Consider the following 16,886-nt stretch of genomic DNA (forward strand, 5'->3'; position numbering starts at 1 on the left):
GGAACTCAATGATGAAAAAACAGCTCTTCATGTATGGAATGAGCGACCATAAAGTCCTCTCTTGAGAAGAGGGATTTAGGGAGATTGACCACGCCTTAATTATTTAAGTGGCGTTCACCCCTTATTGGACTTTTTGGACAGCCTCTGGGCCAATCGCGGGTTTTGCGATTTGGTCGGGAGGTGCAGGTCTGACATAGAGAATAACACCCCTCCCGCCTTCGGCGAGGGAGGCTGTCCAAAAAGTATTTTGATAACATAAGACGCCTAAATAAGTAAGGTGAATATAATTTGAGGTACGGGCTATCATCCCCCAATCCCCCTTCGAAGGGGGAATAAGGGGGATGACGCTCGATAGGGAAACAAGATGCCTAAATATTTTCGGCAGCAGTTTCGTTTATTTGACTTTTTGGACAGCCTCATTAAAGGCCTGCCCCAAGAAAGTAAGAAACAATGTTAAAGCTGGAAGCTGTATCGAACTCACATTAAATAAATTTTTTGTGGGGGTACCGGTTTTCTGAGTTGTGTTAGTAGTGAAAGTTAACAACAGAGGACAGGTTCGTTGATATGGAAATACCCTGGAAAAAACTGGGAAAATATTTTTCGGGTAATTGTACTTTGCAAGAACGCAAAGAGATTAAGGCATGGATACATGAGGATGCAACACATCAAAAAATTGCAGATGAACTAGAAGAGATTTGGCAGGATTCGGCAAATAACGGTGAATGGGATATTGACGAAGGCTGGAATGAGCTTTCGAAGAAGTTAGATAGCAAGAAAGATTCACCTTTGCGATTAGTTGAATCACCATTTGAAGAATATCGCAAACTCGATCAAAGGAATCGTAAAAAAAGAAAATGGTCATTTGGTGTGCATGTAGCGGCTGCCGCAGCGGTTTTGGTAATTGCTTTGTCCACTATGATTGTATACGAACACGGGCAGCCTGCTGAACAGCAAGAGACTGTGCTTGCCATGCAGGAGGTAGTAACAGACAAGGGACAACGCAGCCAATTTAAGCTCAGTGACGGCACGCGGGTTTGGCTGAATGGAGACAGCCGGTTAGAAATTCCATCAAAATTCAATTCAGACTTTCGAGAAGTGAATTTAAAAGGGGAAGCCTTTTTTGATGTTGAATCCGATCCTGACAAACCATTCGTGATCCATGCAGGAGAATCGGTGACTCGTGTTTTGGGCACACAGTTTAATCTCCATGCGTATCCCGACGAGGATGTACACATTGTAGTTGAGGAGGGCAAAGTAGCTTTTGGGAACCGCCAGTCTCAGCGAGAGCCTGCCGAGTTAGTCAGAAATCAGATGGCCATATTGACCGATAACCATGTTTCAACCAGTAAAGTAGACGACATCTCATACTATACCGGGTGGCGGCGCGGGCAGTTGGTCTTTAAAGATACACCACTCAAAATAGCGATGAAAAAACTGGAGCGTTGGTATGATATAGAAACCAGGCTCACAGATCCATCCCTGGAATCGCGTACAATTACAGGTAGTTATGAAGAGGAATCGATGACCGAAGTGTTAAACATCATCTCACTTTCAGTAGGTATGACGTATGAAAAACACAAAAGCACGATAACATTCCATCCAAAGTGAATTTAATTACTGATAAAACTCAAAAAGGGGAAATCTTATGAACTTTAGAAGCCACAATAAAGGGAAAGCATTCTTATGGATGCTGAGCATGGTACTGGTGTTGAGCATCAGCAATAGTTCAAGAGCCTGGAGTCAGTCAGCTTCGGGAGTTGAATCAGAAAATGAAGGCCAGGAAGTAGCCAAAGCCTTCTTTGGAAATGCAGATCGGCAAGACTTAAATTCTTCAATAGTGAATAAAGTTGTGTCTCTCCAAATGGAGAATGTACAACTCCTTGATGCTCTTAAACAGGTAGCCGGCGAGCATAATCTGAAACTTACCTACAGCAAAGAAGTTTTACCATTAAATAAAACTGTAACTGTAAATCTTAAGCAAGTTACCTTCAACAAGTTGATGTATTCGCTGCTGGAGGGAACTGGATTGAAATATGCAATCTCGGACAGAGGAAACCTGGTTCTCTTTAAAAGTCAGGAACAGCTTGGAGAAGTGCCTAATCTGGAAACCGTTTCAGGACAGGTCACCGATGCCAGTACCGGAGAAACATTGCCCGGTGTCAATGTACTGGTCAAAGGAACCACGACGGGGACCTCGACCGATAGTGAAGGTGAATTTGAACTCAATGTTCCTTCTCTGCAGGATACATTGGTCTTTTCCTTTATCGGCTATCAGACTTCGGAAGTTCCAATGAATGGCCGCACTGAGATAAATGTATCCCTGCAAACCCAGGCAGTTGCTGGTGAGGAACTTGTGGTTGTCGGGTATGGTGCACAGGAGCAACGGAGGGACTTGACAGGGGCAATTTCTTCGGTTTCTTCTGAAGAGTTGACTTCGCGCCCCGTTACCGATCTGCAATCTGGCCTGCAGGGTAAAGTAGCAGGGCTGAATGTGATGCAATCATCCGGCAGTTTAGACGGGGACTTCAATGTTAATCTACGGGGGTTAAGTTCTACCTCTAATAACAATCAGCCATTGTGGGTTGTCGATGGTATTCCGATATCAGGGGAAACCAATCGAAGTGGAAATGTGGATCTGTCTTTCTTAAACCCTAATTCTATTGAATCAATTGACGTTCTGAAAGGTCCTTCGGCAACGGCTATTTATGGCTCACGCGGATCGAATGGTGTTATTCTGGTAAACACCATTTCAAGTAGCGAAGGTGTAACACGGGTAAGTTTTTCAACTGATTTTGCTGTTACAAATCCCGTAATACCGGATCAGTTTGATTTGGGAACGACGGAACAGTATTTGAGATATCGGCAACAAAGTTATCAGAATGCGGGCATACCCTTGCCTGATATGATCGCTGACGATGCTGCTATTGAGGAGACGGCGGCCTCCCGTCCAAACAATGACTGGAAAGAGCTGGCATTTCGGTCAGGTAATATTCAGAATTACAATTTAAATGTAAGTGGCGGGTCTGAGGATATTCAGTATGGATTAAGTACTTCATTCTCAGATAACAAAGGCACCTTTGTAGGAAGTGATTATCAAGATTATGGCTTGAGAATCAACGTAGATGCTCAAGTTACTGACAAGCTCCAGGTAAGTACCAGGTTAAAAGGAAATCATAACAGTTATAACCGGGGATTCCCTGATTACTCACGAGGTAATACATTCTTTTGGCAGGAAGCGTTAAATAGAATGTATTTTGTTGCCCCATTCACTCCATACAAAGACGAGAATGGAAATTTCGTGACCAAAATACCCAATGATGATCCGATCCTCAATATCAACAATGCCCTTACCTGGAATTTTCTGGGAGGTGGATTTCAGCAATGGGATCTGAAGAATACGGATTATACCTTTTTGGGAGCCTTGAATATCCAGTATGATTTCACAGATAATATCACCTATCAGTTAAACAGTGGATATGAGTATCGCACGGGCCGATTTTATGATTTCAAACCTGTAAACAGTATTGCCGAGGGCAGTAAAAGAGTTCTGACAAGTAATAGAATACAAACGAACGAAGGCTTAACCACGAACCCGTATATCAGTCAAAATTTAACTTACCAGACGGAGTTTGGTGGTGTCCATTCATTTAAAGCGATGGTGGGAATGGAAGGTCAAAAGTTTGTGAATAGAAATGACTGGCTGGTAACTCGCGGGGCAACAGATCCTGCAATTACAAGGCACGGCGGCCAACCTGATATTGTATCTGCAGGTGAAAATGAGCAAAATAACGGGTTGTTGTCATATTTTACGCGCGTAAACTATAATTATGACAGTAAATACTACGTAACAGCAACCTTCAGGCGCGATGGCTCCTCCCGGTTTTCGCCGGAAAACCAGTGGGGTAATTTCCCCTCAGCAGCAGTAAGCTGGAGGTTGTCGGAAGAGCCCTTTTTGAATAACTCTGAAGTGATCAACAATCTTAAACTTCGGGTTGAGTACGGGCTTACCGGAAACCAGTCCATCCCCTCATTCCAATATTTAGCCCTTGCCAATAGCCATGTAGTTTCGGCTAATGACGCAACAGTAGCCGCAACAAGCCCGGCAAACCCCATAAGTCCTGAAATAAAGTGGGAGGAGCAAGAGCAGATTAATGTTGGAGTTGACTTTGGCCTCATTGAAAACCGGTTCTCGGGGTCGCTTGAATACTACAACAAAAAATCAGACGATCTTCTGACACAGGTCCCCGTGCCTCGTGAAAGTGGTTTTGCCGGTGGTATCTGGAGAAATTCAGGAGCGATGGTTAACAAAGGGGTGGAATTTCAACTGAATTCGGTGATACTCTCCGGTAGAAATAGTGACTTTTTCTGGGATACGAACTTAAACATTTCGTACAACGAAAATGAGGTTACAAGGGTAGGTACCACGCCCGGCGGTGATCAGCTCCAGCTGCGCGGCGGTGTTCGCTGGTCTACGTGGAGTACCATCACCCAGGAGGGCCAGCCTATCTCAATGATCAAGGGCTATGAATGGATTGGCACTATTGATGATCCCGATTTAGCCCAGCAATACGGTGTTGAGGTAGGGGCTCTTAAGTACAAAGATCAGAATGGTGACGGTCAGATTAACGATCAAGACAGAGTCTTTCTTGACCAGGGATTCCCGAAATTCACAGGTGGTTTCAATACGACCTTCAGTTATAAAAACCTGGATCTCTCGGTTAGTTTGGCCGGGGCAGCCGGTTACTCACTCATCAATAGCATGGGTGCGGCGTTAAACGGTGGAAGGATGGAGTATAATCAGACCAAAGAGTACATGAACAATTATTATACCCCGGAAAGAAAATCCGATAAATTTCCTGCACCGTCAGAAGACCTGTTTACAGCGCTCATCTGGAATCAGTATCCCAGTACCCGGTGGACTGAAAAGGCAGATTACCTGAGGATTCAGAGCGTGGGGCTTACCTACAACGTACCACAAAATTGGATACAACAGGCAAATCTCACCTCTGCAAGCATTTCACTGATAGGTAACAATTTGCATACGTTCACCAATTTCCAGGGAATGGATCCGGAGGCTACGTATTACAGAAGTCAACCGCTTTCCCAGGGGATATCCTCAGGTCAGTATCCGCTGTCGAGAAGTTTCCACCTAAAAATAGGTCTTAATTTTTGATCGTAGTTCATGAAATTTTTGATAACCTTTAAAAATCCAATTGATATGAAAGCTCAATATCAAATATTGCTGGTAATTCTCACGATATCCTTCATAATTACTGGATGTGAGGATTCTTTTGTACAGATGGATCCGATTTCCGCCCGTCAGATGGAAGATGTGGCAAAGGATGCGGATGGTGTTACCAAGATGACGAATGCCATTTATGGCGAGCTAACAACTCCCTATAACTATGCCCTGGGCATGTTTAACGATCAAATGAGCGATGATGCCTGGAGTGAGAGAACGCCCACATGGGATGATATGGGCACCATGAATAACGGGGTTGAACAATTAGGTGTTTCTTACGAAGGCCTGATAGATGGCGTCGCGCAAGCTAATCTGCTGCTGGATCGAACATCCGAACTTATGGATACATATACGGAGTCAGAAAGAGAAATAATCGAGGTTCGCAGGGGAGAAGCTTTCTTTCTCAGGGGGCTGATTTATTTCAACCTGGTTCGCCTGTGGGGCGAGGTACCGCTGTTAACGCAGCACTATGAAGATCCGTTTGAAGCAGCACAGCCACGAAGCTCCATTGATGAAATATACTCTCAGGTTAAAAGTGATATTGACGCTGCTATCGAAAGATTGCCCGAAAAGGCCGACACCGATAACTGGAGAGCCAATCTTGCAAGTGCCTATACCCTGAAAGCCAAGGTGCACCTTACCCTGGAAGAGTGGTCAGACGTAGTGCAGGCCGCTGACAATGTTATCAATTTGGGCACCTATTCGCTGGTTCCCGGTTCCGAATATGGAACCATGTGGGGAGAAAACAGGGCGGAAAATAACAACAGCGAAAGCATCTTTGAGATTGAATATGACGGTACCAGAGCGGCAAGCAGCTCATTCAATGAGCGATGGCATAAAACCATACATGCTACCGATAATGACAATACTACCGGCTTTAAAGGATCTGCCGGTCCCCATTCATTAGTTCAGGCAGTTCAGCATGCCGACAGCATTCGCCGCTATTACGCCCTGCTGCCTAAAGATGAAATGAGTGACGGTATTGAGAAATTTGCCACCTATGAGTATGCTGGTAACCGCAAATATTACTTGGGTGACGCTACCATACAAGATCCGCAAAATCACGTCGTATTTCGGTATGCCGAGGTACTGATGATGAAAGCCGAGGCGCTAAATGAGATGGGGCAGCCAGATCCGGCGATCGATTTGTTAAATCAAATAAGAAACCGGGTTGATTTCAAAGAATATACAGGGCCTGCTGATAAAGTATCCCTCCGTCATGCCATCTGGTTTGAACGAAGACTTGAGTTTACCAGCGAGCAGAAACGATTCTTTGACTTGAACCGCTGGGGCGTTCTGCTGGATACGCTGCGAACATTTACCGGGTTTAGTGATATGAGTGATCAACACTTCGTAGAACATGATATCACCGGCAAGCAACATTTTTACCTGCCATTGCCGCAAAACGTACTGGACTTGAATGCCAGGATAGAACCGCAATATGGATATTAATCCATGATTTAAAGAGACTCTCGAACTTCCTCCCTCATATACCCCTCTTGTAATACAGGAGGGGTTTGGGAGGTTCGAAGCAGCCGTATATCGAAGGGTTCTGAAAAAAGAGTTTAAAACGTACTGGATTAACTCCAGGATGCCTTTGCAGAACCCAATGCCTGGCTGGGGGACACCGACCCCAGGGGCATTACCACTAAAAAAGTCACATAGGTAAAATGGGTACAGTTAGAATGTACAGCCAAGAATGTCCCCCTTCGAAGGGGGTTTGGGGGATGTAGTGCTCCCACTTAACTGTTCAGCTATATATCGAATTTTGTGGCACCGACCCTAGAGGCACGTTAATCAGGAGTATAACTCACTCAAAACAATTTAATTGATAGTTTGGCATATTCCTCTGAAACGTAATATGAAAATCAAAACATCAGTTTATTATTAATAGATGAAGCTTACGATTGGTTTTTTTAGCAATTTTCGAATTGGATTTTTCCTGCTGGTAGCTGGATTGGTTTTTGGGGGATGTCAGAATAATCAATCTTCCCAATCAGGAATAACGGGAAACGCAGATCAACAGCAGCCCAATATCGTTTTTATTCTGGCGGATGACCTGGGATGGGCCGATCTGCCCAGCTACGGCAATTCATTTAATGAGGCGCCGAATATTACGCGGCTGGCCAATCAGGGGATGCAGTTCAACAACGCTTATGCGGCTAACCCTGTATGCTCCCCCACCCGGGCCAGCATACAGGCCGGACAGTACCCGGCGCGGCTGGGCATCAACGACTTCATACCTGGGCACTGGCGACCGTATGAAAAAGTAACCGTCCCTACGAACGACACACAATACTTGCCCGGTGATATCACGACTATTGCCGAAGCACTCAAGGAAGCAGGCTATGCTACGGGCTATTTTGGCAAGTGGCATCTGGGAAGCGAGCAGCAGCATCAACCGTCCAGCCAGGGATATGACGACTCGCATGTATATGCCGGGGGCGGGTACTATGATTCCAATTTCAGACCGGAAATCACCCCTGAACCGGAAGGTCGCCTGTCGGAGATTCTGACTGATCGAAGCCTGGCCTTTATGGAGGCAAACAGTAATCGGCCGTTCTTCCTGTTTTTATCTCATTTTGATGTACACGTTCAACTGGATGCCGACAAGGAGCTTATAGAGAAGTATCTGGATAAAGAGAACAGCAGTACGTATCCCGGCAATGCCGTTTACGCGGCCATGATCGAGCACATAGACCAAAGTGTGGGCCGCGTGATGGATAAACTGGAGCAGCTGGGCATCGATGAAAACACGATGGTCGTATTCTTTTCTGATAATGGCGGGCTGATTTCCCGTTTTGACAAGATTCCACTGATTGCCCAAAACAGTTTATCTTATTACGAGGATAACCCGCTGCAATATGTGGCCAGCTCTAACGCTCCGCTGCGCGGAGAAAAAGGAACCATCTACGAAGGGGGAATCAGGGAACCGCTGATTGTACAGTGGCCGGGAAATATACCTGCGGGTACCACCAGTGACGCGCTGGTCAGCAGCATCGATTTTTACCCTACATTCCTGGAGCTGGCCGGGGCCGAACTGCCTGAAAACCAGGTCGTAGATGGGAAGTCGATTGTACCCGCGTTGCTTGAAAATAAATTCGATCCCCAGCGACCGATGTATTGGCATTACCCGGTGTATCATCACGATGTGCCGGCAGGGGCCGTGCGCAAAGGTGATTGGAAGCTCGTGGAGAACCAGGTTACGGGAGAAGTGAAGTTATATAATCTGGAATATGATATCAGCGAATCTACAGATATGAAGCAGTGGTATCCCGAAAAGAAAGAAGAGCTTTATGGATTATTAAAAGACTGGCAGAAAAACGTAAACGCTGACCTGCCCACTCCAAATCCTGATTTTGATCCCGAAAAAAGGTATATATGGGGAACACACCCGGATAGATAACTAATATCGATTTGAAAGTACCATTTAATCCTATGAATCATATTTATTTCATGAAGATCGTACTCCTAGTTGGTTTATTACTTATTAGTACAAGAGCATTATCCCAGGAAAGTCCAAATCCCAGTCCCCCCGTCCAGTTCGAAAAAGTACAGGTCGCCTCAGAGAGTTTTGAATCCGTCGGGGTCTTCGACGTCAATAATGATGGAGAATTGGACCTGGTCTCCGGTTCGTTCTGGTACGAAGGACCCGATTTCCCCCAAAAAAGATATATCGGTGAGGTGGAGCGGTACGGCGAATATTGGGATGACTTTGCAACGATTCCCCTGGATGTAAATGATGACGGCCACGTTGATTACGTTACGGGCGGCTGGTTTGGAAAAAGCATCCGGTGGCACGAAAATCCGGGCGATGATTCAGAGTGGAGCGAACATATCATCGACCAAACCGGAAATGTGGAGACGATCCGCAGCTGGGATGTGGACAGCGACGGATACCAGGAAATTGTACCGAACAACCCGAACGACCCGCTCAAATTTTATACGCTGGACCGGGACGACAGCGGGCAGCCGGCCGGCACCTTTACCAGGGTACCCGTCTTCGAGCGCCAGGGACACGGGCTGGGATTCGGTGATATCAACGGCGACGGAAGAGGAGACTTTATCATTAGTGAGGGCTGGCTGGAAGCCCCTGAGGATCTTGAAACTGGTGAGTGGACGCTGCATGAGGAGTTTGACCTGGATGATGCGAGTGTCCCGATACTGGTCGTGGATGTGAATAAAGATGGCAAAAACGATCTGATTGTGGGACAGGGCCATAGCTACGGGCTCGACTGGTATGAGCAGAGCGTCACCTCCGGTGGTGACAGGAGCTGGATAAAACACTCCATCGATCCGAATAACTCCCAGTTTCATACCATGGAATGGGTCGATATCGATGGGGATGGAGAATATGAGCTGGTCACCGGGAAGCGCTACCACGCCCACAACGGCAACGATCCGGGAGGCGATGACCCGATTGGCCTCTATTACTACAAGTGGAACGGAGAGGTGTTTGTTAAAAATACGATCAGTTTTGGACCGCTCGGCGAGGGCAAGGGCACCGGCATCTTTTTTGAGGTGGTGGATCTGAACGAAAATGGCCGTAAGGATATCGTGGTGGCCGGCAAAGACGGGCTCTACGTGTTTTTTAATGAGGGATGATACCATGTAGTCAAGGGCATGGGGGATAAAAAGAAGATATCCCTGAAATGATTCCGGTAAATTTACTTTTAAATCAGTTTGAAGAATGCGAAGTGCTAAAATATCCAGTTTGTCAATTCTGCTACTCCTCGTTTTTTTACAGGGCTGTGCTACGGCTGAAATCACGACATCCGAGGAGGAGAAGTCTACTCCATTTGAACTCCGGCACGGCGACCGGGTGGTCCTGCTGGGCAACTCCCTGATCCAGAACGACCTGGAGTATGGCTATATTGAATACGCGCTGACCACCCGCTGGCCGGGGCGGGACATCACGTTTCGCAACCTGGGATGGACGGGAGATACGGTGCATGGGGAGGCCCGCAGTTACTACACCACCCCGCCCGACTCCTATGAATTGCTGACCCGGCAACTGGAGGAGGTGGAGCCGACAGTTGTTTTTGTGGCGTACGGGGCCAACGAGGCCTATGCGGGGAAAGAGGGGATCTCCCGGTTTAAAGAGGGCTTGCAAAAATTACTGGATAAGATTGACGAGCTGGATGCCCGGGCGGTCCTTCTGTCTCCGATCCCCCAGTTGGCAGGGGGCCCCTCCGGGGAAGGGATAACCCAGCGCAATGAAAACCTGGCGCTGTATTCATCGGTCATCGCCCAGACGGCCGCCGAGCGGGACCTGCGATATATCAACCTGTTCGATCCCTTACAGGATATTAACAACAAGGAGCGGCTGACAACCGATGGCGTTCACCTGAACGAGAATGGATACTATTTCCTGGCGTCCGTGATGGAGGACCAGCTGGGACTTTCGTCCCGGGAATCAGCCGTTAGCATCGATCTTTCCGGGAACGTGATTGAGTCCACCGGACCCACCACAATACTGCAGAACCACTTCCAGGACGACCGCATGCAGTTTACCCTGGCCCATTCGATCCTTCCGTTGCCCCCTCCGCCTTCGGAGACGCTCACCCAAGAACATGCCATACGTTTTCAGGTCAGGGGACTCAACAATGGGTGTTATACTTTGACGGCAGATTCGGATATCGCGGCTTCCGCATCGGCGGAGCGGTGGTCGGACGGCGTCCGGGTTGACCGGGGCGTCCTCTTCCGGCAAGCCAACGAATTGCGGGAGCGTATCGTGGATAAAAACCAGTTGTTCTTTCGCAAATATCGTCCCACCAACAGAACCTACCTGGTCGGGTTCAGATCGCATGAACAGGGACAGAATGCAAAGGAGCTGGAGCAGCTGGACCTGTTCATATCAAGACTGGAAGGGCAGATATTTCAGCTGCGGAAGCCACATCCCAAACACTGCACTGTACAATCGGTTAAGTAGCAAGCGAAATTTAAAAATTTATTTGTACGGAAATGAGAAATCAGAAACCCGGTATAATGACAAATGGCAAGGGGATACATCACTGGATGGACAGGATGCATACTACGATTGGAGGCGTCAGCAGAATTCCGGTTGGCCTGCTCGGAATCGTGTTGCTGCACATGCTTTTGATCTCTCCTGTCCGGGTAGCCGCGCAGGACAACCTGCGCAATGTCCCCAACCCCTATCCGCAGTATGAGCTTGAAACCCTGAATGTGGCTGACGGATTTGAAGTCAACCTGTTTGCCGATGAACCGATGCTGGTTAAACCGATACAGATGAACTGGGATGCGCAGGGGCGGTTGTGGGTCGTCGGCAGCGAGCATTACCCGCAGCTGAAGCCGGGAGAGGTGCCCAACGACAAGATTTATGTGCTGGAAGATACCACGGGCGACGGGAAGGCGGATGTCTCGACGGTCTTTGCCGAGGGACTGCATATCCCTACCGGAGTATTGCCGGGAGATGGCGGTGCGTATGTGGCAAATGCAACGGAAATTCTGCACCTGAAGGATACCAATGGTGACGGCAAAGCCGACCAGAGGCGGAAGGTGTTGACAGGATTTGGCACCGGCGATACCCATCATCTTGTTCATACATTCCGGTGGGGACCGGCAGGGCGATTTTATTTCAACCAGTCTATCTACATACACAGCCGGGTTGAAACCCCGCACGGGGTGAAAGAGCTGAAAGGGGGAGGCGTTTGGCGCTTTCAGCCTGAAACAATGGAATTGGGTGTTTATGCGCGGGGACTGGTAAACCCGTGGGGACTGCGGTTTAACAAGTGGGGACAATCCTTTTTAACCGACGGCGCCGGACGTGAGGGAATCAACTACGCCTTTCCCGGGGCCACCTTTGTATCGGCTCCCGGGGCGGAACGAATACTCGAAGGATTGAATCCCGGTCAGCCGAAACATTCAGGGCTGGAAATTATTTCAGGCCGGCATTTCCCGGATTCGCTGGCGGGCAGCTTTATCACCAATGATTTTCGGGCAAACCGTATTAACCGGTTTGTCCTGGAGGAGCAGGGCAGCGGGTATGTTTCGAACCAGGCGGAGGACCTGCTCTGGTCCGATAACGTAGCGTTCCGCCCTGTCGATATTTCGATTGGGCCGGATGGGGCTATCTACGTTGCAGACTGGTATAATCCGATCATCCAGCACGGGGAGGTAGATTTTCGCGATCCGCGCAGGGATCATACGCATGGGCGCATTTGGCGGATAACGGCGAAAGATCGCCCCCTGGTCGATAAACCCGAACTGAAAGGAGCATCGACCGGAGAACTCCTGGATGCCCTGAAACGGCCGGAAAAGTGGACCCGCTCGCAGGCGAAGCGCCTGTTGAAAGAGCGGGGGGGTGAGGAGGTGGTACCCGAACTGAAATCATGGGTCGATGGTTTGGATGCTTCAGACTCCCGTTACGAACAGTACCTGCTGGAGGCGCTCTGGGTATTTCAGTCGGTAGATGCTGTTAATCAGTCGCTACTTGAAAAAACGCTGCATGCCGGGAATCACCAGGTGAGAGCTGCCGCTGTCAGGGTGCTGAACTACTGGTATGAGAATATTGATAACGCCGCCCGTTTGCTGGAACAGGCGGTGAGAGATGATCATGCGAAAGTGCGTCTGGAAGCGGTGATCACTCTTCGCAACCAGCAGAATGCGACAGCGGCGGCGACGGCCCTTTCTGTGCTGGATGACCCCATGGATACCTTCCTGGATTTTGCTCTCTGGCAAACCGTCCGTGAATTGGAGCCGTACTGGATGGAGAGGCTTCAAACAGATTCAACCTTCCTCCGGGATCCCCGGAAAAGAGCGTATGCATTAAAATCGGTTCCCAATCCGGAGGCGGTCGGTCATTTGCTAACGCTTTACCAGCAGGGGGAGATGCCTGAAGAATATAACGAGGACCTGTTTAACTCCGTCGCCCGGTGGGGAACGCCGGAGGATCTGGCGGTAATCCTGGATTTGGCCACAAGTGATGCCGACGTCCACCGAAAGAGGCGGGCCTCGTACCTGGCGTCGCTCGCAGAAGCGGCCCGCCAGCGCAAGGTAAAACCGGCTGAAGGTATAGATCGAATCATCGATTTTATCGACAGCGAAAATGTGGAAATTGCCCGGCATGCGGTGCGGCTCACCGGGTACTGGAATCTTGAGCATCTACGAGAGGACCTTGCCGATATTGCGAAAACAGGCAAGGAGGCGCTGAGACCGGCGGCGATTGATGCGTTGGCTTCCCTTGGTGGCGAGGAAAGCCTGAACATGTTAGCAGAGATGAGTGGATCGGGGAACCCCGACGAGTTGCGAATAATGGCCGCCGAGCAGCTTGTCAGGTTGGATTTGGAAAAAGCTGCCTCCAATGCTGTACAAATATTCCGGCAGGTATCAAGTCAGGCCGGCACAGCGGATCTTTTTTCGGCGTTCTTTTCTCAGGAAGGGGGCATTGAAATACTTGCAGAAAAGCTTTCCAGCCAGGAAATCCCCAAAGAGATTGCGCTGGAAGGGCGGAAGCTCATGGAACGACAAATTCCATTTAACAGGAGAGAAGATGAGGACGTGGAAGCCCTCAGGCAGGCTTTCGAGGCATCGGGAGGGGAACTGCCCCCGGAACGGATGCCACAGGAGTTGACCAGCCAGCAGTTCAACAGGCTCGAGCTCGATGTCAAGGCAAGTGCGGATCCCGCGCGCGGCGAAATGATTTACCGGGAGCTTAACTGCGAAAGCTGCCACGCGATAGGGGGAGCGGGGGGCCTGATGGGACCCGATTTAAGTAGCCTGGGAGCAAATGCACCCACCGATTATATTATCAATGGGATCCTCAACCCAAGTGAAGATATAAAAGATGGATATGAACTATATCGCGTTGTTCGACAAGATGGCAGCGAAGTCAGGGGATATATTGTGAATGAAACATCTTCTGAGTTGATATTGCGTGATATTTCAGGAGACGAAATATCCATACCGGTAAATCAGATCGAAAAGCAGGAGGTTGTCCCCGGATCTTTGATGCCACCGGGATTGACGGCCGGACTGGAACGGCAGGAATTTGTCGACCTGATCGGGTTCCTGTCCAAGCTCGGGGAAACAGGGGAATACCGGGTGCCGAATGAGAAACTGGTGCGGCGCTGGCGTACCCTGCCCGGCAACGAAGAGATTGTTGGACAAATCAATAAAACGGGAATTAACTTTCCGGCCCAAAACCGCACCGAGTTGAGTTGGCAGCCTGCATACAGTAAAGTCTCCGGGGATCTGCCGGTTAAAGAACTGCCCGTTATGGAGGTAGAGGGCGGGCAGGAGTACAGCTTTGTCAGGTTTGAACTCGAGGTTCTTTCCGGGGGCAACGTGGAGTTTGTGTTCAACTCAACAGAAGGGATTACCGCATGGGCCGGTGAGGAGATGATAAAGAAAGTGAACGGATCGTTTACGGCGGAGTTAACGAAAGGGACTCACGAGGTTACCCTAGCTATCAATCGCGATAATCGGGAAGAACCCGCAATCCGGATTGAAGTTCGGGAACCCGGCAGTTCACCGGCCCAAACAAGACTTATAATGGGCAGCTGATGCTGATCAAAATTCTGGTTGTCACGTCTGTATATAGCCGCATACTGTGTCAAGATTGACATTAATACAAATCTTGTGCTTTCAACAATTCAAGGGGACCTTTGCATAACCTGCTATTTTTCAGGTGGTAGTACAACTCCCTCAGAACGAAGAAGTGAGGGTTTTGCAAAGCCCTCTTCAACTAATATAAAGATGATGAATTCCGGGTCCGTATGGACGGAATTCGATTTATCCGGCAGTACCAAGTCCGGCATGCTTTTGTCTGATCCATATCGGGCCAATCTTTGTATAAGCCCTCTTTTCTTTTGGGAACGTTCTGTTTGCAACTCGACAATTATTAAGAAGGTGCTTTACTCTTTGAAATTTATGGCTTAACCTGCACGACACGAGAATGCCGGAATATCAGTTGGGATTTGGGTAAAATGATCCGCGTTTTTTATTCACAGAGTGAACCGGCGCCGGAGTAGATCTGAAATGCCCCGTATGTATATCGATCTGATGGTAATCAAGTTTTGGGATAAGCTGGGATAATTCACTATTAAACGTTCTTTATTCTTCCCAAATAGCAGTACATGTGACGAGAGAAGGTATTTCTGGCAGAATAATACTTATCGGAAATTTTAAACAGACACTGTAAAGGAGATACGATATGGCAGAAAAGTCCAGTTCCCGCCGTAATTTCATTAAGACATTAACAGCCGGTACCGCCGGGCTCACCCTGGGACTCAATGCCCGGAGTTATGGAAATATACTCGGTTCCAACGATCGCATACGGGTGGGTATAATCGGGGTCGGTCGCCAGGGGCGTGGACTCATGGGCAATTTTTTGGATGAATCTGATGCCGAAGTCGTCGCCTTGAGCGATGTGTACAAGCCAAACCTGGATTTTGCCGCTGCGCAGGTACCCGGCGCTGATACTTCCAATGATTTCCGGAATATTCTGGATCGAAATGATGTGGACGCGGTTGTCGTTGCCACCCCCGATCACTGGCATGGACCAAATACCATTTTGGCCTGCCAGGCGGGAAAGGATGTATATGTAGAGAAACCACTTTCCCGCTACATCGAGGAGGGACGAAAGATGGTGGAAGCGGCCCGTCAGAACAACCGGGTCGTGCAGGTGGGGACAATGCAGCGTTCAGGCCGCGTGTTCCAGGAGGCGGTGGAGATTGTACAGTCGGGCGATCTCGGTCCCATCAGTTTTGTGCGTACCTGGAATTACGGCAACGACTATCCTGAGGGGATCGGGAACCCGGGCAACAGTGCTCCGCCAGAGGGACTGGATTGGGATATGTGGCTGGGACCGGCCCAAAAGCGTCCGTTTAACATCAACCGTTTCGGTGTAGTGCTGAATGAGAAGATGGAATACCAGCGATGGGCCAGCTTTCGCTGGTTCTGGGATTATGCCGGCGGCATGATGACCGACTGGGGGGTGCATCTGCTGGATATTGTGAACTGGGCAATGGAGGTGGAGGCGCCGGAAACCGTAACCTCGGTCGGGGGTAAATTTTACCTGCAGGATAACCGCGAAACGCCGGATACCCTTTCTGCTTCCTACCAGTATCCCAATTTTGTCTGTACTTACGAAAATCGCGTGCTCAACAGCAAGCCGATTGATGAAAAAGGATACGGTATCCTGTTTCACGGGACCGAGGGCACGCTTTTTGTCGACAGGGGATCACTCAGGCTGACCCCGGAACCGGGCAGCAAGCTGGAAGCACTGAATATGGAGGTCGAGGAAAACGCCCGCGCCAAGCACGTACGTAACTTCCTGGACTGCATAAAATCCCGCAACAAGCCGATCTGTGATGTGGAGGTCGGTCATCATTCTACCGTAACAGCCCACCTGGGGAATATCGCATTCCGGTCAAAAGAGCGGATCGAATGGGACCGCGAACAGGAGCGGGTCACCAACAGCAAGAAAGCCAATGAACTGGTCTCGGGATTTCACCGCGAGCCGTGGACGGTGTAAAGGTTGCACGACCGGATGGGAAGCTTCAGAATCCGCAATTAAATAAAGAAAATGCGGCTGGTTTGAGGCGTGATTATTTAAGCCTGGAGGAAAATAATCCTGGTTTTGAGGTAGAAATCCACAGATTTAATTTTTAAATACCAAGGC

At 48.9% G+C, this 16,886-nt stretch carries 8 protein-coding genes; all 8 read left to right on the forward strand.

Features of this window, described 5'->3' with window-relative positions; all coding sequences use genetic code 11:
* The first annotated feature begins 564 nt into the window (after positions 1 to 564).
* Positions 565 to 1,608, forward strand: coding sequence for a FecR family protein (locus ACG2E4_RS15255; RefSeq protein ID WP_395277102.1), 1,044 nt, complete (start codon positions 565 to 567; stop codon positions 1,606 to 1,608).
* Positions 1,609 to 1,645: 37 nt separating this feature from the next.
* Entirely contained in the window at positions 1,646 to 5,173 is a 3,528-nt protein-coding gene (locus ACG2E4_RS15260) for a SusC/RagA family TonB-linked outer membrane protein (protein ID WP_395277103.1), read from the forward strand.
* A gap of 45 nt (positions 5,174 to 5,218) precedes the next feature.
* Positions 5,219 to 6,694, forward strand: coding sequence for a RagB/SusD family nutrient uptake outer membrane protein (locus ACG2E4_RS15265; RefSeq protein ID WP_395277104.1), 1,476 nt, complete (start codon positions 5,219 to 5,221; stop codon positions 6,692 to 6,694).
* 442 nt (positions 6,695 to 7,136) lie between these two features.
* Positions 7,137 to 8,648 (forward strand): sulfatase, encoded by a 1,512-nt coding sequence (locus tag ACG2E4_RS15270; RefSeq protein WP_395277105.1) that lies wholly within the window; start codon positions 7,137 to 7,139, stop codon positions 8,646 to 8,648.
* Positions 8,649 to 8,680: 32 nt separating this feature from the next.
* Positions 8,681 to 9,847, forward strand: a complete 1,167-nt coding sequence (locus tag ACG2E4_RS15275) for an FG-GAP repeat domain-containing protein (protein WP_395277106.1) — start codon at positions 8,681 to 8,683, stop codon at positions 9,845 to 9,847.
* 85 nt (positions 9,848 to 9,932) lie between these two features.
* On the forward strand, positions 9,933 to 11,174 hold the full coding sequence (locus ACG2E4_RS15280; RefSeq protein WP_395277107.1) for an SGNH/GDSL hydrolase family protein: 1,242 nt from the start codon (positions 9,933 to 9,935) through the stop codon (positions 11,172 to 11,174).
* Between the two features lie 95 nt (positions 11,175 to 11,269).
* Positions 11,270 to 14,767 carry a PVC-type heme-binding CxxCH protein gene (locus ACG2E4_RS15285; RefSeq protein WP_395277108.1) on the forward strand — a complete coding sequence of 1,166 codons (3,498 nt, stop codon included), beginning with the start codon at positions 11,270 to 11,272 and terminating at the stop codon, positions 14,765 to 14,767.
* A 649-nt stretch (positions 14,768 to 15,416) separates the two neighbouring features.
* Positions 15,417 to 16,739, forward strand: coding sequence for a Gfo/Idh/MocA family protein (locus ACG2E4_RS15290; RefSeq protein ID WP_395277109.1), 1,323 nt, complete (start codon positions 15,417 to 15,419; stop codon positions 16,737 to 16,739).
* The last annotated feature ends 147 nt before the right edge of the window (positions 16,740 to 16,886 follow it).

It is taken from the genome of Halalkalibaculum sp. DA384, from assembly GCF_043951955.1.
Classification (GTDB): Bacteria; Bacteroidota; Rhodothermia; order Balneolales; family Balneolaceae; genus JAMQKA01.